This is a genomic window from Bradyrhizobium ottawaense (genome assembly GCF_002278135.3).
GTDB classification, from domain to species: Bacteria; Pseudomonadota; Alphaproteobacteria; order Rhizobiales; family Xanthobacteraceae; genus Bradyrhizobium; species Bradyrhizobium ottawaense.
Genome location: NZ_CP029425.2, coordinates 4,202,839 through 4,225,761 on the forward strand (window position 1 = coordinate 4,202,839; position 22,923 = coordinate 4,225,761).

The 22,923-nt window shown below is 64.6% G+C and carries 20 protein-coding genes; 9 read left to right on the plus strand and 11 right to left on the minus strand.

Going from position 1 to position 22,923, the window contains the following annotated elements; all coding sequences use genetic code 11:
- Positions 1 to 15: 15 nt before the first annotated feature.
- The 4 genes from uvrA to CIT37_RS20130 all read right to left on the minus strand — a co-directional run bounded on the left by uvrA (position 16) and on the right by CIT37_RS20130 (position 5,921).
- Positions 16 to 2,991, minus strand: a complete 2,976-nt coding sequence (gene uvrA / locus CIT37_RS20115) for an excinuclease ABC subunit UvrA (RefSeq protein WP_028144503.1) — start codon at positions 2,989 to 2,991, stop codon at positions 16 to 18.
- Positions 2,992 to 3,277: 286 nt separating this feature from the next.
- Complete coding sequence (locus tag CIT37_RS20120) at positions 3,278 to 4,024, minus strand: outer membrane protein (protein ID WP_095424308.1); 747 nt, start codon at positions 4,022 to 4,024, stop codon at positions 3,278 to 3,280.
- 237 nt (positions 4,025 to 4,261) lie between these two features.
- Positions 4,262 to 4,936 carry an outer membrane protein gene (locus CIT37_RS20125; protein ID WP_028144505.1) on the minus strand — a complete coding sequence of 225 codons (675 nt, stop codon included), beginning with the start codon at positions 4,934 to 4,936 and terminating at the stop codon, positions 4,262 to 4,264.
- Positions 4,937 to 5,171: 235 nt separating this feature from the next.
- Complete coding sequence (locus CIT37_RS20130; protein WP_038949133.1) at positions 5,172 to 5,921, minus strand: outer membrane protein; 750 nt, start codon at positions 5,919 to 5,921, stop codon at positions 5,172 to 5,174.
- 447 nt (positions 5,922 to 6,368) lie between these two features.
- On the opposite strand from CIT37_RS20130, the gene CIT37_RS20135 reads away from it, so the two are divergent.
- Together CIT37_RS20135 and gyrA are read left to right on the plus strand one after the other, a co-directional pair.
- The gene (locus tag CIT37_RS20135; protein ID WP_018317913.1) at positions 6,369 to 6,866 is read left to right on the plus strand and encodes a single-stranded DNA-binding protein; all 498 of its coding nucleotides are present in this window, start codon (positions 6,369 to 6,371) and stop codon (positions 6,864 to 6,866) included.
- A gap of 357 nt (positions 6,867 to 7,223) precedes the next feature.
- Entirely contained in the window at positions 7,224 to 9,968 is a 2,745-nt protein-coding gene (gene gyrA, locus CIT37_RS20140; protein WP_095424112.1) for a DNA gyrase subunit A, read from the plus strand.
- A 105-nt stretch (positions 9,969 to 10,073) separates the two neighbouring features.
- Here the strand turns inward: gyrA and CIT37_RS20145 are convergent, their stop codons facing one another.
- On the minus strand, positions 10,074 to 11,927 hold the full coding sequence (locus tag CIT37_RS20145; RefSeq protein WP_028144509.1) for a potassium transporter Kup: 1,854 nt from the start codon (positions 11,925 to 11,927) through the stop codon (positions 10,074 to 10,076).
- A gap of 178 nt (positions 11,928 to 12,105) precedes the next feature.
- On the minus strand, positions 12,106 to 12,363 hold the full coding sequence (locus CIT37_RS20150) for a hypothetical protein (RefSeq protein WP_018317917.1): 258 nt from the start codon (positions 12,361 to 12,363) through the stop codon (positions 12,106 to 12,108).
- Between the two features lie 260 nt (positions 12,364 to 12,623).
- Here CIT37_RS20150 and coaD point away from each other — a divergent pair, with 260 nt between their 5' ends.
- The 5 genes from coaD (at position 12,624) to queA (ending at position 15,832) form a co-directional block, all read left to right on the plus strand.
- Entirely contained in the window at positions 12,624 to 13,121 is a 498-nt protein-coding gene (coaD, locus tag CIT37_RS20155) for a pantetheine-phosphate adenylyltransferase (protein ID WP_028144510.1), read from the plus strand.
- A gap of 37 nt (positions 13,122 to 13,158) precedes the next feature.
- Positions 13,159 to 13,722, plus strand: coding sequence for a peptidylprolyl isomerase (locus CIT37_RS20160; protein ID WP_028144511.1), 564 nt, complete (start codon positions 13,159 to 13,161; stop codon positions 13,720 to 13,722).
- Positions 13,723 to 13,731: 9 nt separating this feature from the next.
- Positions 13,732 to 14,154 (plus strand): UCP034077 family protein, encoded by a 423-nt coding sequence (locus CIT37_RS20165; protein WP_028144512.1) that lies wholly within the window; start codon positions 13,732 to 13,734, stop codon positions 14,152 to 14,154.
- On the plus strand, positions 14,151 to 14,615 hold the full coding sequence (locus tag CIT37_RS20170) for a peptidylprolyl isomerase (protein ID WP_028144513.1): 465 nt from the start codon (positions 14,151 to 14,153) through the stop codon (positions 14,613 to 14,615). Before CIT37_RS20165 ends, CIT37_RS20170 begins: the two co-directional genes overlap by 4 nt.
- A 143-nt stretch (positions 14,616 to 14,758) precedes the next feature.
- Positions 14,759 to 15,832 (plus strand): tRNA preQ1(34) S-adenosylmethionine ribosyltransferase-isomerase QueA, encoded by a 1,074-nt coding sequence (gene queA / locus CIT37_RS20175; protein ID WP_095424113.1) that lies wholly within the window; start codon positions 14,759 to 14,761, stop codon positions 15,830 to 15,832.
- 122 nt (positions 15,833 to 15,954) lie between these two features.
- On the opposite strand, the gene CIT37_RS20180 is transcribed toward queA, so the two are convergent.
- The 4 genes from CIT37_RS20180 to CIT37_RS20195 all read right to left on the minus strand — a co-directional run bounded on the left by CIT37_RS20180 (position 15,955) and on the right by CIT37_RS20195 (position 20,161).
- Positions 15,955 to 16,992 (minus strand): aspartate-semialdehyde dehydrogenase, encoded by a 1,038-nt coding sequence (locus tag CIT37_RS20180; RefSeq protein ID WP_095424114.1) that lies wholly within the window; start codon positions 16,990 to 16,992, stop codon positions 15,955 to 15,957.
- 232 nt (positions 16,993 to 17,224) lie between these two features.
- A complete protein-coding gene (locus CIT37_RS20185) occupies positions 17,225 to 17,827 on the minus strand; it encodes a PepSY domain-containing protein (protein WP_038970390.1) in 603 nt (200 codons plus the stop codon).
- A gap of 251 nt (positions 17,828 to 18,078) precedes the next feature.
- Entirely contained in the window at positions 18,079 to 18,825 is a 747-nt protein-coding gene (locus CIT37_RS20190) for a TetR/AcrR family transcriptional regulator (protein ID WP_028144517.1), read from the minus strand.
- Between the two features lie 127 nt (positions 18,826 to 18,952).
- Positions 18,953 to 20,161 carry a patatin-like phospholipase family protein gene (locus tag CIT37_RS20195; protein ID WP_038949129.1) on the minus strand — a complete coding sequence of 403 codons (1,209 nt, stop codon included), beginning with the start codon at positions 20,159 to 20,161 and terminating at the stop codon, positions 18,953 to 18,955.
- Positions 20,162 to 20,341: 180 nt separating this feature from the next.
- On the opposite strand from CIT37_RS20195, the gene tgt reads away from it, so the two are divergent.
- Complete coding sequence (gene tgt, locus CIT37_RS20200) at positions 20,342 to 21,487, plus strand: tRNA guanosine(34) transglycosylase Tgt (RefSeq protein ID WP_095424115.1); 1,146 nt, start codon at positions 20,342 to 20,344, stop codon at positions 21,485 to 21,487.
- 15 nt (positions 21,488 to 21,502) lie between these two features.
- Here tgt and CIT37_RS20205 read toward each other — a convergent pair whose 3' ends face one another.
- The gene (locus CIT37_RS20205) at positions 21,503 to 21,721 is read right to left on the minus strand and encodes a hypothetical protein (RefSeq protein WP_028144520.1); all 219 of its coding nucleotides are present in this window, start codon (positions 21,719 to 21,721) and stop codon (positions 21,503 to 21,505) included.
- 222 nt (positions 21,722 to 21,943) lie between these two features.
- On the opposite strand from CIT37_RS20205, the gene cysK reads away from it, so the two are divergent.
- A complete protein-coding gene (cysK, locus tag CIT37_RS20210; RefSeq protein WP_095424116.1) occupies positions 21,944 to 22,921 on the plus strand; it encodes a cysteine synthase A in 978 nt (325 codons plus the stop codon).
- The last annotated feature ends 2 nt before the right edge of the window (positions 22,922 to 22,923 follow it).

Genomic DNA, 22,923 nt, shown 5'->3' on the forward strand with positions numbered 1-22,923 from the left:
GCCGCGGAGAGGCTGCTACTCCGCCGCCTCGCTCGTGCTCCTTCGCTTCGGCTTCCTCGCCTTCTTCAGCACCGGCTCCAGAAACTTGCCCGTGTAGCTCCGCGGCGCCTTGGCAATGTCCTCCGGCGGGCCCCAGGCGACGATCTCGCCGCCGCCGTCGCCGCCTTCGGGGCCGAGGTCGATGACCCAGTCGGCGGTCTTGATGACTTCGAGATTGTGCTCGATGACGACGACCGTATTGCCCTGCGCGACGAGCTCGTGCAGCACTTCCAGGAGCTTCTTGACGTCGTGGAAGTGCAGGCCGGTGGTGGGCTCGTCCAGGATGTAGAGCGTGCGGCCGGTGGCGCGCTTCGACAGCTCCTTGGCGAGCTTGACGCGCTGGGCTTCACCGCCCGAGAGGGTCGTCGCTTGTTGGCCCACGTGGATGTAATCGAGCCCGACGCGGTGCAGGGTCTGAAACGTCTCGCGCACGCGCGGCACCGCCTTGAAGAACTCGGCGGCTTCCTCGACGGTCATGTCGAGGACGTCGGCGATGCTCTTGCCCTTGAATAGCACCTCCAGCGTCTCGCGGTTGTAGCGCTTGCCCTTGCAGACGTCGCAGGTGACGTAGACGTCGGGCAGGAAGTGCATCTCGATCTTGATGACGCCGTCGCCCTGGCACGCCTCGCAGCGGCCGCCCTTGACGTTGAAGGAGAAGCGGCCGGGCTCGTAGCCGCGCGCCTTGGATTCGGGCAGGCCGGCGAACCATTCGCGGATCGGCGTGAAGGCACCGGTATAGGTCGCGGGGTTGGAGCGCGGGGTGCGGCCGATCGGCGACTGGTCGATGTCGATGATCTTGTCGATGTGCTCGAGGCCCTCGATGCGGTCGTGCGGGGCCGCACCCTCGCTGGCATTGTTCAGCTTGCGGGCGATGGACTTGTAGAGCGTGTCGATCAGCAGCGTCGACTTGCCGCCGCCGGACACGCCGGTGACGGCGGTGAACAGGCCGAGCGGAATTTCGGCGGTGACGTTCTTGAGATTGTTGCCGCGCGCATTGACCACCTTGATGGTGCGGCGATGGTTCGGCGGCCGCCGCTCCGGCACCTCGACCTCGAGCTCGCCGGTCAGGTACTTGCCGGTGAGCGATTTCGGGTTGCGCATGATCTCGGCGGGCGTGCCTTCGGCAATGATGTTGCCGCCATGCATGCCGGCGCCGGGGCCGATGTCGAGGACGTGGTCGGCGAGCAGGATGGCGTCCTCGTCATGCTCGACCACGATCACGGTGTTGCCGAGGTCGCGCAGCCGCTTGAGGGTGTCGAGCAGGCGCGCGTTGTCGCGCTGGTGCAGGCCGATCGAGGGCTCGTCCAGCACGTAGAGCACGCCCGTCAGGCCCGAGCCGATCTGCGAGGCCAGGCGGATGCGCTGGCTCTCGCCGCCGGACAGCGTGCCGGAGGAGCGGGAGAGGGTGAGGTAGTTGAGGCCGACGTCGAGCAGGAAGGTGAGACGCTCGCGGATCTCCTTCAGGATGCGGCCGGCGATCTCGTTCTGCTGCGCGTTGAGCGCCTCGGGCACGGTCTCGAACCATGCGCCGGCGCCCTTCACCGACAGCTCGGAAATCTCGCCGATATGCTTGCCGCCGATCTTGACGCAGAGCGCCTCGGGCTTGAGCCGAAAGCCCTTGCAGCCCTCGCAGGGCACGTCGTGGAAATACTTCGCCAGCTCCTCGCGCGCCCACTCGCTCTCGGTTTCCCGATAGCGGCGGTTGATGTTGGTGATGACGCCCTCGAACGGCTTCTTGGTGTCGTAGGAGCGCACCCCGTCCTCGTAGGAGAACTTGATCTCGTCCTCGCCGGAGCCGTGGAGGATGGCGTTCTGCGTCTTCTTGGCCAGGTCCTTCCACTTGGTGGTCAGCGTGAATTTGTAGTGCTTGCCGAGCGCAGTCAGCGTCTGCACGTAATAGGGCGACGACGATTTGGCCCAGGGCGCAATCGCGCCCTTACCGATCGCGAGCTCCTTGTCGGGGATGACGAGGTCTTCGTCGACATGCTGCTCGACGCCGAGGCCGCCGCAGGCCGGACACGCGCCATAGGGGTTGTTGAACGAGAACAGGCGCGGCTCGACCTCGGGAATGGTGAAGCCAGAGACCGGGCAGGCGAACTTTTCCGAGAACAGGATGCGCTCGGGTCCGCTCTTGTCGTGGATCTTGGCGGTCTTCTTCTTTTCCTCGGCGGGAGCCGCCGCCGGCGCGTCGGCGAATTCGACGACGGCGAGGCCTTCGGCGAGTTTCAGCGCGGTCTCAAAGCTCTCGGCGAGGCGCTGGCCGATGTCGGCGCGCACCACGATACGATCGACCACGACGTCGATGTCGTGCGGGAATTTCTTGTCGAGAACAGGCGCTTCCGCAAGCTCGTGGAAGGTGCCGTCGATCTTGACGCGCTGAAAGCCCTTCTTGAGCCATTCGGCGAGCTCCTTGCGGTACTCGCCCTTGCGACCGCGCACGACGGGCGCGAGCAGATAGAGGCGGGTGCCCTCGGGCAGCGCCAGCACGCGGTCGACCATCTGCGAGACGGTCTGGCTTTCGATCGGCAGGCCCGTGGCCGGCGAATAGGGCACGCCGACGCGGGCCCAGAGCAGGCGCATGTAGTCGTAGATCTCGGTGACGGTGCCGACGGTGGAGCGCGGGTTCTTCGACGTCGTCTTCTGCTCGATCGAGATCGCCGGCGACAGGCCGTCGATCTGGTCGACGTCAGGCTTCTGCATCATCTCGAGGAACTGGCGCGCATAGGCCGACAGCGATTCGACGTAGCGGCGCTGGCCCTCGGCGTAGATGGTGTCGAAGGCGAGCGAGGATTTGCCGGAGCCGGAGAGGCCGGTGAACACCACCAGCTTGTCGCGGGGAATCTCGACGTCGATGTTCTTGAGGTTGTGCTCGCGCGCGCCACGGATCGTAATTGCGCGCAGGCTGGAGCCCGCGTTCTGTTGTTGGCGCTTCGCCTTGATCACTTCATCCATCCGAGTTGCCCTCAAGGAATCCCATGGGTGCGCGACCGCGCCAATAAAAAAGGCGCGCTCGCCCGGAACCGGGATCGGCGCCGATGGGGTTGTCAGCGAACGTAGGAAGAACGGAGACGGATTTCCAGTGGGACTTGCGAATCGTCAACGGAATGTTGGCGCGCTGGCGGCATCTGGCAGCAGTTGCTGTGCGGAACTGCGCGGGAAGCTGCCGCGAAAACAAAAAGGCCGGCGCAAGGCCGGCCTTTCGTGACGATGGGACGTCGGTAGCGATCAGGACTTCAGATCAATACCGGGCGACCACGGGGCCGCCGAAAGTGTAGTTGAGGCGGACGGTGCCCATGTCGACGTCCTGCTTGATCCGATCGATACGGTCGTTGACGCCGAGGATCGTGAACGAGTTGTTGCGCTTGCCCATGAACAGATGGTCGTATTCGATCGCCACGGACCAGTTCGGTGCGAAGCCGAATTCGATGCCGGTGCCGACCGCGCCACCCCAGCGCGTCTCGCTTGCGCTGTCGAGGACCACGCCGCCCAGCAGGCCGTTATATTTGGCGTGCGTGACGGCCGCGCCACCCTTCACGTACCAGAGCACGTTGTTCCAGGCATAGCCGACCTGGCCGGTGAACAGGCCAAGCGCGTCGATCTTGGTCTGGTTGACCAGCGGCCCAAGCACCACGCTCGTATTCGAGCCCTTCAGGTTGGCCCAGTCGCCTTGGGCTTCAAGGCCGAACACCCAGTTGGCCGACTGCCAGCGATAACCGACCTGTCCGCCGACGACGCCGCCGGTCGCATTGTGACAGCCTTCAGCCGTGTCCGGACCCGCAACACCGAAGATGTTGTTGACGTCCCAGCAATTGCGGCTCGAGGCGCCGCCGCCGTTGATACCGATGTAGAAACCGCTCCAATTGTACATCGCGATCGGCGCGACCGGAGCCTTGGTGTAGGGGCGGGCCGCCAAATCGGCCGCCGAGGCCGGTGCCAACGCGCTGAGTGCGAACAAACCGGCCGAAGCCAGCAAAAGCTTCTTCATATCCATTCCCCAGTTCCGTTTCTCTTTCTGACCTTCCGGAAAGCGGAAGAGCCAGCGGACCTATGACCCGACTAATGTCACTGCTTTACACCATTAAAGCCAAAGGTTGTGTCACCCGGGCGCCACATCTCTCCGAAAACGCGAGCGAGCCGGTTGGCGCGCGAAAAAACAAAAAAGCCGGCGCGAGGCCGGCCTTTCGTGACGATGTGACGTCGGTAGTGATCAGTGCTTCGCAGATCAGTACTTGGCAACCACCGGGGCGCCGAAGTGGTAGTTCACGCCGACCTGCACGGTGTGGAAGTTGAGCGTGCCGGTGGTGATCGGAGCGCCGAGACCGGAGAAGTAGGTCTCGCCACCGAGGCTGCGATAGAGGTACTCGCCCTTGACCGACCACTGCGGAGCGAAGAACGCCTCGACGCCGGCGCCGACGGTCCAGCCCGAGTGGAACTTGCTGTCGGAGACAGTCACGCCGAGCGCGCTGACGCTGACCTTGTTGTCGATCCAGGCGTAACCACCGGTGCCGTAGAACAGCACGTTGTTGACGGCCCAGCCGATGCGGCCGCGGACGGTGCCGAGCGCGTCGGTCTTGGACGACACGGTGAGGCCGAGAGCGGTCGCCGAGGCGCTGACGTCAGCCCAGGAGCCATCGGCCTCGATGCCGAACACGACGTTGCCGGTCTGCCAGTTGTAGCCGGCGGTGCCACCGACGAAGCCACCCTTCATCTTCGGGTCGCCGGAAGCGCTTTCCCAGGCGCCGCCACCGACGATACCGAGGTAGAAGCCGGTCCAGTTGTAGACGGCCGCCGCCGGAGCGATCGGAGCCTTGGTGTAGGGGCGGGCTGCGAGGTCGGCCGCCGAGGCGGGCGCAGCGAGAGCGAACAAACAGGCCGAAGCCAACAAAACCTTCTTCATTTTCAACTAATCCCAGTCCCAGTTTCTGTTGTTGCCTTCCTGACCGGAAGGGCAGCGGACTCAACGGCCCAACTGACGCCGTACTTACACCACCAAAGCCGCAAGTTGTGTCTCCGAAAAGCCACAGCGGTCGAAAAGGTGATGGTTACTGACTTATTGCCTCCCGTTCATGTCGCGCCAAACGAAAAAGGCCGGCGCGAGGCCGGCCTTAGACGTCAATGATATCAGATGGATATCAGTAGCGCGCGGCGACCGGCGCACCCCAGTTGAAGTGATAGTTCACACCTGCCTTGACCGTGTGAACGGTATCGGTCCACTCGGAGCGGTTGGTCACGACGGGGCTGTACTGAATCGTGCTCTTGCCGAAATCGATGTAGTTGTATTCGACCTTGGCCGACCAGTTCGGAGCGAACATGTATTCCGCGCCGGCGCCGACGGTCCAACCCCAGCGGGTGTTGTTCTGGATGAAGACGTTTCCGGGGATGCCATCGTAGCGATGCTGAATGTCGCCGACCGCAGCGCCGCCGCTGACGAACAAGAGAGCGGGGCCGGTCGAGTAGCCGAGACGGCCCTTGATGTCGCCGAAGCCGCGGATTCTCGTGAAATAGGTGTCGCCGAGGCCGGCATTGATCTCGGCAGAACGTCCGTTGATGTCAGCCCAATGATAGTCGCCCTCGATGCCGAACACCCAATTGGCCGCCTGCCAGTTGTAGCCGACTACGCCACCGACAAAGCCGCCGGTGGTGTCGTAGTTCTGACTTCCAGCAAAGATCGCCGTATTCGGACCGCCAAAGAAGGTTTCGTCGCTGCGGCCCCAGGCACCACCGCCCTGCACACCAATGTAGAAACCGGTCCAGGTATAGATCGGAGCGGGGGGCGCGATCGGCGCCTTTGTATAGGGACGGGCTGCAAGGTCGGCAGCACCGGCCGGAGCCGAGAGGGTCAGCGCAACCGCGCCGGCAAAGCCAATCAAAATCTTCTTCACTGTAATCTCCCCAGTCGTGTCCGCCTCTCTGAGTTCCCCAAGGCGGACTATCAGGCGCGAGGCCCATTGCATCAATTCCAAGCACGACGATAGCTCGATTCTGCGGCAGAGTCCGTGCCCGGAGTGCAACAGTTGGGTGTAATCGACCTACCTCTAACTTAATGAATGTTAAGTGATTTTTGCCGTTCACGGGAACCCGATTTGGTTCCATCCCAATTGCCATCACATCGCCATTTAGACGCCATCCCGTCTCCACATTTGGTGGCGATTTCTGCAGGAACAAATCTGGAACAGACCGCCGGTCGGTGCTATATGTGGGGATAACCTTGGGGGTGACGGGCTGAGCAGCCCCTGCAAGCGTATAGGGTCGCCTTAACAGGGCGCAGAGGAACGCAGCAGCGCGCTCGGCCTTAGGAAATTCAGTGGCATTCGGAGTGGAGAGCGGCGATGGCGGGAAGCGTCAACAAGGTCATTCTGGTTGGAAATCTCGGCAAGGATCCTGAAATCCGCCGCACCCAGGACGGGCGGCCGATCGCGAATCTGAGCATCGCGACCTCCGAGACCTGGCGCGACAAGAACAGCGGCGAGCGCAAGGAAAAGACCGAGTGGCATCGGGTCGTGATTTTCAATGAAGGGCTCTGCAAGGTCGCCGAGCAGTACCTGAAGAAGGGCGCGAAGGTTTACATCGAGGGCGCGCTGCAGACCCGCAAATGGACCGACCAGAGCGGCGTCGAGAAATACTCGACGGAGGTCGTGCTCCAGGGCTTCAACTCGACGCTCACGATGCTCGACGGCCGTGGCGGCGGCGGCGGAGGCGGCAGCTTCGGCGACGAGCCGGGCGGCGATTTCGGCTCCTCCGGACCCGTCAGCAGCGCACCGCGCCGTCCCGTGGCCGCCGGCGGCGGTGGCCGCAACAGCGACATGGACGACGACATCCCGTTCTGAGCAGGGACCGGACGATGAGGGGGCGCAAGCCGGCTGAGCGGCGCCTTCCCATTTCGTGTCAGCAAACCTTACTAATCGGCAGAAAGGGCTCGGGATTTCCGGGCCCGCTTCATGTTTGGGTTGAACTCGGATTGCGCCAGCGCAATCGCGTCGATGGCGCGCGCCGGCCGCGCGATTGACGAGGTCCCGGAGGTGATTTCGGAAGGCCTGTTCCGGGTCCCTCCGAGACGCTCTCCGTAAGGCCGTAAGTTGTTGGAAAAATAAGCGGAAAAAGCGCTTCCCTGAAGCCTGCGAGGGTGGTTATCACGGTCTCGATGCGCTATATGATTCCTAGCTAAAACCTCACCGGATTTCCCCTTGGCTGACGACGACGACAAGCCCGGCGACCAGCCGGCGCAACCCTCGGATATTCGCCCCGTCTCCATCTTCGAGGAGATGAAGAAGTCCTATCTCGACTACGCCATGAGCGTGATCGTGGCGCGGGCGCTGCCTGATGCCCGCGACGGCCTGAAGCCTGTGCACCGCCGCATCCTGTACTCGATGAACGAGCAGGGGCACACACCGGACAAGAAGTACGTCAAATCCGCCCGCGTGGTCGGTGACGTCATCGGTAAGTATCACCCGCACGGCGACCAGTCGATTTACGACGCCATGGTCCGCATGGCGCAGGACTTCTCGATGCGCGTGCCGCTGATCGACGGCCAGGGCAATTTCGGCTCGGTCGACGGCGATCCTGCGGCCGCCTATCGTTACACGGAAGCGCGGCTGACCAAGGCGGCGTTGGCGCTGCTGACCGACATCGACAAGGACACCGTCGATTTCCAGCCGAACTACGACAACAACGAGACCGAACCGTCGGTCTTGCCGGCCAAGTTCCCGAACCTTCTCGTCAACGGCGCCGGCGGCATTGCGGTCGGCATGGCCACCAATATCCCGCCGCACAATCTCGGCGAGGTCATCGACGCCTGCGTCGCGCTGATCGACAACCCCGCGCTCACCATCGACGAGCTCATCAACATCGTGCCGGGACCGGATTTCCCGACCGGCGGCGTCATTCTCGGACGCGCGGGCATCCGTGCGGCCTATCACCTCGGCCGCGGCTCGGTCGTCATGCGCGGCAAGGTCGCGATCGAGACCATCCGCAAGGAGCGCGAGGCGATCATCATCACCGAGATCCCCTACCAGGTGAACAAGGCGACGATGGTCGAGCGCATCGCCGAGCTGGTCAAGGAAAAGAAGATCGAGGGCATCGGTGACCTCCGCGATGAATCGGACCGCGACGGTTACCGCGTCGTCATCGAATTGAAACGCGACGCCGTGCCGGATGTGGTGCTGAACCAGCTGTACCGTTTCACGCCGCTGCAAACCAGCTTCGGCGTCAACATGGTGGCGCTCGACAGCGGCCGTCCTCGGATCATGCATCTGAAGGACCTGCTCGCGATCTTCGTCGACTTCCGTGAGCGGGTCGTCACGCGTCGCACCAAGTACCTGCTCGCCAAGGCGCGCGATCGCGCCCATATTTTGGTTGGTCTCGCGATCGCGGTGGCCAATATCGACGAGATGATCCGCGTGATCCGGACCTCGCCGGACCCGACCACCGCGCGCGACACCCTGATGTCGCGCGACTGGCCGGCCCGGGACGTCGAGGACATGCTGACCCTGATCGACGATCCCCGTCACCGCATCAGCGCGGACGGCACGATCCGGCTGTCGATGGAGCAGGCCAGGGCCATTCTCGATCTGCGCCTGCAGCGCCTCACCGCACTCGGCCGCGACGAAATCCGCGACGAGCTCGACAAGCTCGCCGGCGAGATCGCCGATTATCTCGACATCCTGCGCTCGCGCGAGCGCGTGCTGGGCATCATCAAGACCGAGCTTGCCGAGGTGAAGGCCGAGTTCGCCACACCGCGGCGCACCGTCATCATCGAGCAGGAAGGCGAGGTCGAGGACGAGGACCTGATCCAGCGCGAGGACATGGTCGTCACGGTGTCCCATGCCGGCTACGTCAAGCGCGTGCCGCTGTCGGCCTACCGGGCCCAGCGCCGCGGCGGCAAGGGCCGCGCCGGCATGCAGACCCGCGACGAGGATTTCGTCAGCCGCCTGTTCGTGGCCTCCACGCACACGCCGGTGCTGTTCTTCTCCTCGCGTGGCCAGGTCTACAAGGAGAAGGTCTGGCGTCTGCCGATGGCCGCGCCGAACGCGCGCGGCAAGGCGCTGATCAACATCCTGCCGCTGGAGCAGGGCGAGCGCATCACCACCATCATGCCGCTGCCGGAGGACGAATCCACCTGGGGCAACCTCGACGTGATGTTCGCCACCACGGGCGGCAATGTCCGGCGCAACAAGCTGTCGGACTTCGTCGACGTCCGCCGCTCCGGCATCATCGCCATGAAGCTCGACGACGGCGAGTCGATCGTCGACGTGCAGATCTGTACCGAGCGCGACGACGTGCTGCTGACCGCCGCCGGCGGCCAGTGCATCCGCTTCCCGGTCCCCGATGTGCGCGTGTTCACCGGGCGCACCTCGATGGGCGTGCGCGGAATCGCGCTCGGCGAAGGCGACAAGGTGATCTCGCTGGCGATCCTGCGCCATGTCGAGACCACCTCGGACGAGCGTTCGGCCTACCTGAAGATGCGCCGCGCCGTCGCCGGCGAAGCTGCGGCCGAAGATGCCGCCGTGGACGCCGAGGCCGAGGAGACCTCCGGCAGCTTCCAGCTCGCGCAGGAGCGTTACGCCGAGATGTCGGCGCAGGAGCAGGTCGTGCTGACCGTCTCCGTCAACGGCTATGGCAAGCGAACCCTGTCCTACGAGTACCGCACCACCGGCCGCGGCGGCAAAGGCATCGTCGCCATGAGCGTCAACAACCGCAACGGCAATCTGGTCGCGTCCTTCCCGGTGGAGGATGCCGATCAGATCATGCTGGTCACCGACAAGGGCCAGCTGATCCGCTGCCCGGTCGAAGGCATCCGCATCGCCGGCCGCTCGACCCAGGGCGTGATCGTGTTCGACACCGCCGAGGACGAGCACGTGGTGTCGGTCGAACACATCACGGAAGAAGCGGAGAGCGGGAACGGAGCGAACGGGGAGTCGAGCGGGGAGTGATAAGTCACTCCCTGCGGCCCGGATGGAGCGAAAGCGAAATCCGGGGCTCTCACGCCTGGCGAAAATCCCGGATTGCGGTTTGCTCCATCCGGACTACGAAGCTCGCTAAATCTCCAGCTCCGTGCCGAACTCCACCACCTGCTTGGTAGGCACGCCGAAGAACGCGGCCGAGCGTTCGGCGTTGCGCTGGAGGAAGGCGAACACGCCTTCGCGCCAGACCCACATGCCCGGAATGTCCTCGCTGGGAATGATGGTCTCGCGGCCGACATAATAGGTGATGTCGGAGAGGTCGATGCCGGGCAGCTTGCTCTGGCGGCAGACGAGATTCAAGCCTTCATAGATCGTCGGGTTCTGCATGAAGCCGTAATGCAGGATCACGCGGGTGATGCCGGGAATGATCTCGATCACCTCGCCGCGTTCTTCGTCCGCGATGTGCGGCAGCTCCTCGATCAGCACGGTGACCAGCAGCACGCGTTCGTGCAGCACGCGGTTGTGCCTGACGAACTGGGTGAGCGCGAGCGGCACGCCGCGCGGTGCGGAGGCCAGGAACACGGCGGTGCCGGGCAGCCTTGCGCTGCACTTGTTCACGGCGGTCTCGATCAGATCTTCCTCGGGCTGCCGCAGCCGGCCCCTCGCGGCCTCGACCAGCTTCACGCCGGCGCGCCAGGTCAGCATCAGGAAGGCGACGAGGCCGGCGAGCAGCAGCGGAAACCAGCCGCCCTCGAACAGCTTGATCGAGTTGGCCGAGAAGAAGATCACGTCGATGACGAAGAAGGCGCCGTTCACGGCCACCACCAGCCAGGGCGAATAGCCCCACTGGATCGCGACCAGCGCGGCGAGCAGCGTCGTGATCGCCATCAGCAGCGACACCGCGATGCCGTAGGCGCCGGCAAGCGCGTCCGACGTGCCGAAGCTCAGGACCGCCCCGAGCGTCGCAGCCGCAAGCAGCCAGTTCACCAGGGGCACGTAGATCTGGCCGATCGCGTCGCTCGTGGTGTGACGGATCAGCATGCGCGGCAGGAAGCCGAGCTGGATCGACTGCTGGGTCAGCGAGAACACGCCGGAGATGATCGCCTGCGAGGCGATCACGGTCGCGACCGTCGAGAATGCGACCAGCAGATAGTGCAGGGCGTCGGGGCAGAGCTGGAAGAAGGGGTTCTCGATCATCGCGGGATCGGTGATCAAGAGCGCGGCCTGGCCGAAATAGTTCAGCACCAGCGCGGGCAGGCAGATGGCGAACCAGGCGAGGCGGATCGGCAGGCGGCCGAAATGTCCCATGTCGGCATACATGGCCTCGCCGCCGGTCACCGCGAGAAAGGCCGCGCCGAGAATTCCGAACGAGATGTGGAAATCCTGGTGGATCAGGAAGTCGAAGGCGTAGAGCGGGCTGAGCGCCACCAGCACCGCCGGCGCCTTGACGATGCCGTGGATGCCGAGCGCCGCGAGCACGACGAACCAGGCCAGCATCACCGGCCCGAAGATGCGGCCGATGAAGCCGGTGCCCTGCTTCTGCATCATGAACAGGCCGATCAGGATGGCGACGGTCACGGGCACCACGGCCGGCGCAAGCGAGGGGGCGTCGACCTTGAGGCCCTCGATGGCCGAGAGCACCGAGATGGCCGGCGTGATCGCGCCGTCGCCATAGAGCAGCGCCGCGCCGACGAGCCCGACCACCAGGAGGTGGGCGCGCCATGTGCCCGGCTGGGCGTGGCGGGCATGGAGCAGCGCCAGCAGCGCGACGATGCCGCCTTCGCCGCGATTGTCCGCGCGAAGGATCAGCAGCGCATATTTCAGCGAGATGATGAGCAGCAGGGCCCAGAGGATCAGCGAGGCAATCCCCAGGACAGCGTCGTGACTGAGTGTGCCGCCATGGGCAGCCGCCTTGGCGGCTTCCTTCAGGGCATAGAGCGGGCTTGTACCGATATCGCCATAGACCACCCCGAGGGCGCCCATGGTCATGGCAAGCGGTAGCGGATCAGGATGGTGGCCGGAAGCGACAGCGGGCGTACTGGACAATGGCACCCCCCCGATGGGATCGCGCCCGACGGGCCATTCCGGCGGGCGCGAGCAAACCAGTCTGCGACGAGACGTCGCAAAACTCCATCGGGATTATGTGACGTGAAGCTGACAGGCCAGCCTACGGGGTGCGGTTGGCGGTCACGAGGCGAGCCTCGCGGACATTCGCCTTGGTGCCGGCCTTGCGCAGGCAGGAGGCCTCGAAATTCGGCCAGGCCTGCTGCGAGCAGTCCTTCCCGATGGCGCGGATATCGAGTCGGTCACTCTTGGCCAGCGGCTGCGGCACGCTGGCCTCGACGCTCGGGGCAAAGCCGGGCAGGAGGGTAAGGGCGGCGGCGACACACGCAGACAGAGCGATCGCTGAAAGAGCCTTGATCATTTGACAGTCCCCTGTGATGCGGCCGCCTACGCCCAGTGTGCGGCCCGTCATTCGTTGGCCGGATTAGTAACCATGGCCAGTTTCCGGACGTCTTCGCCGGCACGGGAAATGGTTTCGTGTCCGCGCCGCTTTGTTTCGTGGTCGCTCTCAGGACGAAACAAACCGGCCATCGCCGACACGGCCGGCGGGATATTTCGCCGGAAACGGCTGGGGAACCGGCCCGGCTTGCCGGGCCGGGCCGGGCGCGGTAGGAGGGGGCCATGCCGCGCATTGCCTTCTATCCCGGTTCCTTCGACCCCATTACCAACGGCCATCTGGACGTGGTCCGGCACAGCGTTTCCCTGTGCGACCGGCTCGTGGTCGCGATCGGGGTCCATCCCGGCAAGAAGCCGCTGTTCTCGACCGAGGAGCGGCTGCAGATGCTCCATGACGTCTGCGGGCCGCTGGCCGCCAAGGCTGGTTGCGTGCTCGAAGCTGTGACGTTTGACGATTTGTCGGTCACGGCGGCGCGCAAGCACGGTGCGACGATCATGATTCGGGGCCTGCGTGACGGCAGCGATCTCGACTACGAGATGCAGCTCGCCGGCATGAACGAAGCGATGGCGCCGGAGGTGCACACGGTCTTCCTGCCGGCCTCTCCCATGGTTCGCCCGATCACCGCCACTTTGGTGCGGCAGATCGCCGGCATGGGCGGGGACGTCTCGGCCTTCGTCCCGCCGCAGGTCGTGGCCCAGCTCAAGGCAAAATTCGCCGCATAACGGCGCGCTTCCTTTTTCTCTCTGATCCGGAGTTGTCATGATCCGAATTCTCGCAGTTCTTGCCGCGCTTCTGTTCGCGGTGCCGGCGGTGGCGCAGCAATTGCCGGCCAACCTCGACAAGGCCAACGCCATCGTCATCGACACCACCAAGGGCCGCATCGTCATCAAGCTGCGCACCGATATCGCGCCCCAGCATGCCGAGCGCATCAAGCAGCTCGCGCGCGAGGGCTATTACAACAACGTGCCGTTCCATCGCGTCATGGACGGCTTCATGGCGCAGACCGGCGACGGCCAGAACTTCAACGGCACCGGCGGCTCGAAATATCCGAACCTGAAGCAGGAATTCTCCAAGGTGCATTTCGCCCGCGGCATCGTCGGCATGGCCCGGCGCGGCGACAGCGTCGACAGCGCCAACTCGCAGTTCTTCATCATGTTCGCCGACGGCGGCAGCCTCGATAACCAGTACACCGTGATCGGCGAGGTCGTGCAGGGCATGGACGTCGTCGACAAGCTGAAGAAGGCTCCTCCCGGCTCGGCCGGCGGCGCCGTGACCGATCCCGACAAGATGGTGAAGGTGCAGGTCGCCTCCGACATCAAATAGGAGACGGCGATGGCGCGCTGTGGCGACAAGCTCCTGCTGGTTGCTGTGGTGCTGTTGCTCGGCGTGTCCAGTGCGGCCGCCGAGGATAGGCAGGTCAATACCATCCAGGATATCTTCCGGCATCTGCGCACCTGCTGGAAACCGCCGCCGGCCGCCAAGGCCCGCCCACTCGACATCACCGTCGTCGTGAGCTTTAACCGGTCCGGCGACATTCTGGGCCATCCGAGGATCTCCTATGAATCCGCGGAGGCCTCCGACAATGACCGGCTGCAATACCGGATCGCGGTGATGGAGGCGTTGCAACGCTGCACGCCGATGCCATTTACCGAGGCAATGGCTGGCGCCGCCGCGGGACGTCCATTCGCGATCCAGTTCCGCAGCCGCAAAACGCCTGACAAGACTTCACCTCCAACTCAAGAGAGACGAGCATGAGCGCCACCGAAAACACCCTGATCCTCGAGACCACCCAGGGCCCGGTCACCATCGAGATGCGGCCCGACCTCGCGCCCGGCCATGTCGCGCGCATCAAGGAACTGGTCCGGGAGGGCTTCTACGACGGCATCGTGTTCCACCGCGTGATCGACGGCTTCATGGCGCAGACCGGCTGCCCGCAGGGCACCGGCACCGGCGGCTCGGGCAAGAAGCTGAAGGCCGAGTTCAACAAGGAGCCGCATGTGCGCGGCACCACCTCGATGGCGCGCGCCGCGAGCCCGGATTCCGGCGATAGCCAGTTCTTCATCTGCTTCGACGACGCCCGCTTCCTCGACAACCAGTACACGGTGTGGGGCAAAGTCACCGAAGGCATGGAGAACGTCGACAAGATCAAGCGCGGCGAGCCGGTGCAGAACCCCGACAAGATCGTCAAGGCGCGGATGGCCGCGGACGCTGAGTAAGCGCCGCCCCTCATCCTGAGGAGCGCGGAACGCGCGTCTCGAAGGATGAAGGCCACCCTGCTGCAGTTCGGCCTTCATGGTTCGAGACGGCGCTACGCACCTCCTCACCATGAGGGTCTGGCTCCGTCGCGCCCGGCACCCACATGCGCACCGATCTGTTCGATTTCGACCTGCCCGCCGAGCGCATCGCGTTGCGCCCGGCGAGCCCGCGCGACTCCGCGAAGATGCTGGTCGTGGAGAGCGGCGCGCTGCGCGACCAGACCATCGCCGACCTCGCACAATGGCTGAAGCCGGGCGACCAGCTCGTCGTCAACGACACCAAGGTGATCGCGGCGCAATTGAAGGGCCGCCGCATCGGCCGCGAGACCGAGCCGAAGATCGAGGCGACCCTGATCAAGCGGCTCGACGGCTCGCGCTGGCAGGCGCTCGTGAAGCCTGCGAAGAAGCTCACAGCTGGCGACCGCATCCGCTTCGGCAATGAAGGCAAGGTCTGCCTGCTCGGCCATCTCGATGCCGAGGTCGAGGCCAAGGGCCTCGAGGGCGAGGTGACGCTGTCGTTCTCGTTCCACGGCCCGGCGCTGGATCAGGCCATCGCCGAGCTCGGCAGCCCGCCGCTGCCGCCCTACATCGCCTCCAAGCGCACGCCCGACGATCAGGACCTCGCCGACTACCAGACCATGTTCGCCGTGAACGAAGGCGCGGTCGCCGCGCCGACCGCTGGATTGCATTTCACCCCGGCGCTGGAGCAGGCGCTGCGCGCGCGTGGCGTCGACATCAACCAGGTCACGCTGCATGTCGGGGCAGGTACGTTCCTGCCGGTGAAGGTAGAGGACACCGAAGGCCACAAGATGCATGCCGAGTGGGGCACGATCTCGGCCGAGACGGCGGAACGGCTCAACAGCGCGCGGAAAAATGGTGGCCGCATCATCGCCGTCGGCACCACGTCATTGCGCTTGCTCGAGAGCGCGGCGAGCGAAGACGGCACCATCCAGCCCTTCGCGGCCGAGACCTCGATCTTCATCACGCCCGGCTATCGCTTCCGCGCGGTCGATATTTTGATGACGAATTTCCATTTGCCGAAGTCGACGCTGTTCATGCTGGTGTCGGCGTTTTCGGGGCTGGAGACGATGAAGGCGGCGTATGCTCATGCGATTGCGAGCGGGTACCGGTTTTATTCGTATGGCGATGCGTGCTTGCTCTTCAGGTCGCGCGGCTAAGCGCCGGCGCTGTAGGGTGGCAAAGCGAAGCGTGCCCACGTCTTTCTTGAATAGGGAAGAGTGGTGGGCACGGCGCTTGCGCGCCTTTGCCCACCCTACGATACCTGTTCCTACGGCGCCGGTTACGCCATCACCCGCTGCGGCAACAGCTCCGCGATCTGAACCGCATTCAACGCTGCGCCCTTGAGCAACTGATCCGCCGCCACGAACATCGAGATCGAATGCCCGGAGGGATCGCTGAGATCCTTGCGGATGCGGCCGACCAGGACGTCGTCCTGGCCCGAGGCATCGATCGGCATCGGGAAGTAGTTCTTGGCGCGATCGTCGACGACCTTCACGCCGGGCGCCCGGGCCATGATGGCGCGGACCTGGTCCTCGGTGATCTCCTTCTCGCATTCGAAGGTGATGGCCTCGCAATGGGCGCGGAGCACCGGCACGCGCACGCAGGTGACGCCAATCGCGATGGTCTCGTCCTCGAAGATCTTGCGGGTCTCCTTGATGACCTTGGTCTCTTCGTCGTTGTAGCCGGTGTCAGGGTCGACGGCGGTGTTGTGGTTGAAGAGATTGAAGGCGTAGGGGTGCGGCATCACCTTCGGCGTATAGACCTGCCCGTTGAGATTGGCGCGGGTGGATTCGACCAGTTCCTCCATCGCGGCGGCGCCGGCGCCGGAAGCGGCCTGGTAGGTCGAGATGATCACGCGCTTGATGCGGTTCTTCTGGTGGATCGGCCACAGCGGCACCAGTGCGGTAATCGCCGCGCAGTTCGGGTTGGCAATGATGCCCTTGTGGTCGCGGATGCGGTTCGCGTTGATCTCGGGGATCACCAGCGGCACGTTCGGGTCCATGCGGAAGGCGGAGGAATTGTCGACCACGACCGCGCCGGACTTCACCGCGATCGGCGCATACTTCTTGGAGATGCTGCCGCCGGCGGAGAACAGGGCGATATCGACGCCTTCGAAGGAGCGCTCGGTGAGCTCCTCGATCACGACCGGCTGGCCGCGGAACGACACCGTCTTGCCGGCCGAGCGGGCACTGGCCAGCGCCTTGAGCTTGCCGACGCGAAAGCCGCGCTTGTCCATGGTGGCGATGAATTCGGCGCCCACCGCACCGGTGACGCCGACAATCGCGACGACGGGATCGTTACTCACTTTGTCCTCCATTGAATTTGCGAATGAGACAACAAAAAAGCCCCGGACCAACGAGGGCGGGGCTTGCCGTAGAGCTGATGCGTTTTAGTCGACGACTACGCGCGCACGCCTCCCCGGGCCCCTGAGGCCGTGGTGGTTTTGGTCGTGCGTTTGGTGGTCGTGAACATGGTGGCGACTTATGCGGGAGAGTTTTGCGCCCGTCAATGGCTTTTCACCCCGGTCGATGCCCGGGGCCGGACTCCCGCTATTTCGCCCTGGCGCCCGGCGGCTCGAGGGTGACCTCCTTGAGGTCGTCGCCGCTGACGACGACGATCGAAAAGTTCAGCCGGCCACGTTCGCGCACCAGCCCGCCGCTGATCGCCTTGCCCGAGGCGGCGCGTTCGGCGACGCGCACGGCATCGGCGAGGCGGTGCCTGATCGCACCGAGCGCTGCGAGGTTGTCGCGATCCTCGTGGTCGAGCTCAGTGAGGGGGAGGGCGGCTTCGCCGCCGACGAGCTCGCCGGTCGTGGCATTGATGGTGTGGCGCCAGATCCGGTCGTTGTGCAGGGTCTTCACCCGATACACCGGCACGCGGGTGGCCCCGTCGAAACTCACATCCGCCGTGGTGGCGCCGGCGTGCCGGGCTTCGGCGATCGACATGGCCTGGCTGATCGAGATCGACGAGCTGCGGAAACGCTCGATCTCACGGCTGACGGCTTGGCGGTCGGCCTCGGCATCACCATCTGTGTCGCTGTGAAGGGCGGTCGGCGTACCCGCGGTCACGATCGCCCGCGCAGGCGCGACGATGAGCAGCGCAGGCAAGGCGATCACAAGCAATCGCGAGGTCCATCGTTTGGCTGTCGTCATGCTCGAAACCCTCGGCCAGCGAGTGTGCCGGATGATCGTAAAGAATTCGCGGCCGGCCTTGGGCATCGGCCGGCCGCGGAGCGCCGCACCGGGCTGTACCCGGCACGGCGATCTCAGCGGTACGGGCCACTTTTGGGGCTGGGGAAAAAAGCGGTCCGTATCGCTTATAACTAAACCATACCGTATCGTTTTATTTTGGTCAACGGCGCGGGCGGTTTCCCATGGGGAAAGCGCGCAATCTCACGGAATTGTCAGCGCGGGGGGCGTCGCCGCGACGAGGCTTTGGTGGTGCTTTGGACGCGGTCGGCAGGTCCTAGCGCCCCGGCGAGGAACAGCTTGATGGCGGTGCGCATCCGCTTTTCGGCGGCCTTCAATTCGAGCGCAGTCCCGAACGTCGCCATGCGGTGGGTGTGACCGACGACCACGTCGAGAAACACCTCGGCGGCAATTGTGGTGTCCTCGATGTCGAGCGCGCCTTGCGCCACCAGACGGTCGAAGAAACGTGCCGTGGTGGCGACGGCTTTCATCCAGCCTTCCTCCTTGCCGAGCTTGGCAACGTCGGGGAAGTTGATGGCCTGTGACGTCATCATGCGGCTGAAGGCGACAGCGTCGGGTCCGCAGGTGAATGTCAGCATCTCGCGCCCGATCTCGACCAGCCGCTGCTCGACCGAGATGTCGGAGGCGCTGGAGAGCTGCGTCTCGGCGGCGGCCGACAATGGGGCAAGCCAGCGCGCGATCTCGCGTCTCAGCACGGCGGCAAACAGGCCGCGCTTGTCGCCGTAGCGGGAATAGACGGTGGGCTTGCTGACCCGGGCCGCTTCCGCGACCGCGTCCAGCGAGGTGGCGTCGAAGCCGCGGTCCAGGAACAGGCGGGTGGCGACCTCGATCAGCCGCAGGTCGCGCTCGATGGCGGCGGTTTTCGTCGGCCGGCCGCCGCGGGATTTCGGCACTTCGCGCCGCGGCCCTGCCGGTCTCGTCCTGGTCGCAGTCAATCCCATGCCCAGTGATTCCTGCGCGTTTCTGACAGTCGTCATTCGCTCTATATCGCGCAGGAGCGGAGGCGTCATCGCGAATCTGGCCGGATTGGCCGCATCGTCAACGGTTTCGGCAGGGCCTCGTTCCGTCTCACGGCACTGTCGAGCTCCAGGCCTGACCGGCAGCGGCCTTGTCATAACCGTATTGATAGAGCGCCCGCATATAGCCGGTGTCGAACCCTTCCGACGGCGGCGCCGGATACTCGCGCGCGATGTAGGAGAGGTGGAAGCCGAGGCGGTTGCGCTTGGCGAAATCATAGGTCGAGAAGATGATCGAGCGCGTCTGCGACTGGGTGATCGCCGACAGGCTGCGCGAGGCGACATCGATGGTGCCATTGGAGACCAGCTCGAAATTGCGTTCGATCTTCTTGTTGACGAGGATGTAGATGTCCATCTTCGCGTTGCCCGGCAGACGGTTGCCCTGGAACAGCAGGGCTTCCGGCAGCGTCAGCACCGGCGCGGTCACGCCGCCGTCGACATGCATCTCCTGAAACTTGCGGCCCTGGCCCTCGGCGTCGATCATGATCGGCGGAAATACCAGGGGAATGCTGGCGGAGGCCGCCATCACGTCGCGAAACAGTTTGAGCGCCTCGGGTGTGCCGACCGCGGCGATCTTGCCCATGTCCCAGATCGCGGTGCGCTGGGTATCGAGATCGGTCGTCACCACCAGAAGCTTCCGGCCCTTGGCATTCTCGCGCGCGACTTGCGCCATGATCTCCGGCCCGACATAGCGGGCGACGAGCTCGCGCAGCCTCGTGTTGCCGAACAGGCCGGATCCGAACAGCACGCGCATGATGCTGGGATCATTCAACAGGGTCTCGGCGATGCCGCTGGTATAGACCTCCTTCAGCGTGTCGTCGTATTGCGAGCCCAGAAACGCAAACGGCGCGATCAGGCCGCCCGTGCTCACGCCCGAGACGACGGAGAAGGTGGGGCGGGTTCTGGCCGCGGTCCAGCCGTTGAGCACGCCGACGCCGTAGGCGCCGTCGGCGCCGCCGCCGGAGAGCGCCAGATAGGACTTCGTCGCGGTGCTGGTGTCCTTCTCGAAGCTGAATTTCGTGATGGGCTCGTCGGCGTAGCGCCTGAGGCCGTCGATCTCGAGCACGCGCGAGGTGCTGGCTTCTGCGGCCGTATAAGGCGTGCGGGGCAGCGAGGTACAGGCGCCGAGCACCAGGCTGCACGCCAGGAGCAGAAATCCGGCCAGGCGGCCGCCTGTCTGCCTGATCCAGTCATGCGGGCGGCCGGCGACATCAGTCGAACAGGAAGCGAAGGGCATTGTCGGTGGCTGGCGATCACGCATTTACTGCCGCCGGCAGATTTGCCGCGGCATTCTCGTCCAGCCCCCAGGATAAAACTACACTGTATCGTTTTGTTTAACAAGGGCGGTGGCGCTAAAATCCACCGTGTCCCAGTCTGAAGCACCCGCCGGCTGCCGCGTGGCGGGTTGATCGGCCTTCTCCGACACGCAATAAGCACCGCCATGAATCCCGACAACGATCTTCCCAATCACTTTGAATTGCTCGGCACTGATGGCGCCGCGCGGACCGGGCGCCTGACCACGCCTCACGGCGTGGTGCGCACGCCCGCCTTCATGCCGGTCGGCACCGCCGGCGCCATGAAGGGCATGCACTGGCGCGAGGTGCGCGATGCCGGCGCCGACATCGTGCTTGGCAACACCTATCACCTGATGCTGCGTCCGAGCGCCGAGCGGATCGCCGGCCTCGGCGGCCTGCAGCGGTTCACCGGCTGGAACGGGCCGATGCTGACGGATTCCGGCGGTTTCCAGGTGATGTCGCTGTCGGACTTGCGAAAGGTCACCGAGAACGCCGTCACCTTCCGCTCGCATATCGACGGTGCCAAGGTCGAGCTGTCGCCGGAGCGCTCGATCGAGGTGCAGCGCTTGCTCGGCTCCGATATCGCCATGCAGATGGACGAATGCGTGCGGCTGCCGGCCGAGCGCGCCGACATCGAGCGCGCGATGCAATTGTCGCTGCGCTGGGCCGAGCGAAGCAAGCGCGCCTTCGAGAGCGCCCCCGACGGCTATATGCTGTTCGGCATCGTGCAGGGCGGCGACATCCCGCAGCTTCGCCACGAGAGCGCGCGAGGTCTCGTCGCGACCGGTTTCCACGGCTATGCAATCGGCGGCCTTGCCGTCGGCGAGCCGCAGGCGGTGATGCTGGCGATGATCGACGAGACCGCACCATTGCTGCCGAAAGAGCGCCCGCGCTATCTGATGGGCGTCGGGACGCCCGACGACATCCTCGAAGCCGTCAAGCGCGGCATCGACATGTTCGATTGCGTGATGCCGACGCGCAATGGCCGGCACGGTGTCGCCTTCACGCGCTTCGGCCAGGTGAATTTGCGCAATGCGCGCCACGCCGACGATCCGCGTCCGCTGGATGAGGAGAGCTCATGGCCGTCGGCGCGCAACTGCGCGCGCGCCTATCTGCACCATCTCGTCAAGGCGGGCGAGACGCTGGGCGCGATGCTGCTGTCCGAAATCAATATCGCTTACTACCAGTTCCTGATGCAGGGCATCAGGGACGCGATCGCGCAGGGAAGGTTCGACGAGTTCTACCAGCGTACGCGCGCGGACTGGGCGAGGGGCGATATCGCCCCGCGCTAGGTCAACGGTCCAAGCTCAATTGCACACGATCCGCTGCTTGACGGCGTGCTTGGTGACGAAGCCGTAGCCGCAATTGTCGCAGGTCCAGAGATAGCTGATGACGTGGTCCGAGATGTAGGCGGATGCTTCGGCGGCGACCATGGAATCGGCGCAGACGGGACAGGTCGGCAATTCGCTGCAACGCGGATCACGCCTTAGCGCTACGGTCGGCATCACTTCAGCAACTGCTGACATCGTGTGACCTCCCTGCTTTGAGACCTAAGTCTAACATAAGCAGAATCAGTTGACGAGGTCGCAACACAAATGCGTTGGTTTTCTGCTAATTAAAGCTCACGCGATTTTGCGATGCAGCGTATTTAACATGTGCCGCAATTGTCGCTTGCGTGTCGTCGCAGGCTATCCGTAACTGCGCATGAGCCGCGTAAGAAGCGCAAATGTGGTCACAGGGAGTTCATCATGGACGCATCGTCCAACACGGGTGCAGCGCACCAACCCGGCCGCGGCCGGATCTATGACTCGATTGTCGAGGCCTTCGGCAATACACCGACTGTGCGCTTGCGCCGGCTGCCCGGCATGCACGGCGTGAACGCGACCATTTTGGCAAAACTTGAATATTTCAATCCGGCCGCAAGCGTGAAGGACCGCATCGGCGCGGCCATGATCATCGCGATGGAGAAGGCGGGCATCGTCAAGCCCGACACCGTGCTGATCGAGCCGACCTCCGGCAATACCGGCATTGCGCTCGCCTTCGTGGCGGCTTCGCGCGGCTACCGCCTCAAGCTGGTGATGCCGGAATCGATGTCGATCGAACGGCGCAAGATGCTGGCATTTCTCGGTGCCGAGCTGGTGCTGACGCCCGCGGCGCAGGGCATGAAGGGCGCGATCGCCGCCGCCGAGGAGCTGTTGAAGACGACGCCGAACTCGGTGATGCCGCAGCAGTTCAAGAATCTCGCCAATCCCGAGGTGCACCGTCGCACCACCGCAGAGGAAATCTGGAACGACACCGGCGGCAATATCGATTTCTTCGTGGCCGGCGTTGGCACCGGCGGCACGATCACCGGCGTCGGCCAGGTGCTCAAGCCACGCAAGGCCTCACTGCGCGTCGTCGCGGTCGAGCCGGAGGAAAGCCCGGTGCTGTCGGGCGGACAGCATACGCCGCACAAGATCCAGGGCATCGGCGCAGGCTTCGTCCCTGACATCCTCGATCGCGCCGTGATCGACGAGATCGTGAAGATCAACTCGACGACGGCGATCGAGACCTCGCGCGCGCTGGCGCGGCACGAGGGGATTCCGGGCGGCATCTCCTCGGGCGCGGCGATCGCGGCCGCGCTCCAGATCGGCAAGCGGCCGGAAGCGGCGGGAAAGACCATCCTGGCGATCGTGCCGTCCTTCTCCGAGCGGTATCTTTCGACAGCGCTGTTTGAGGGAATCTAGGA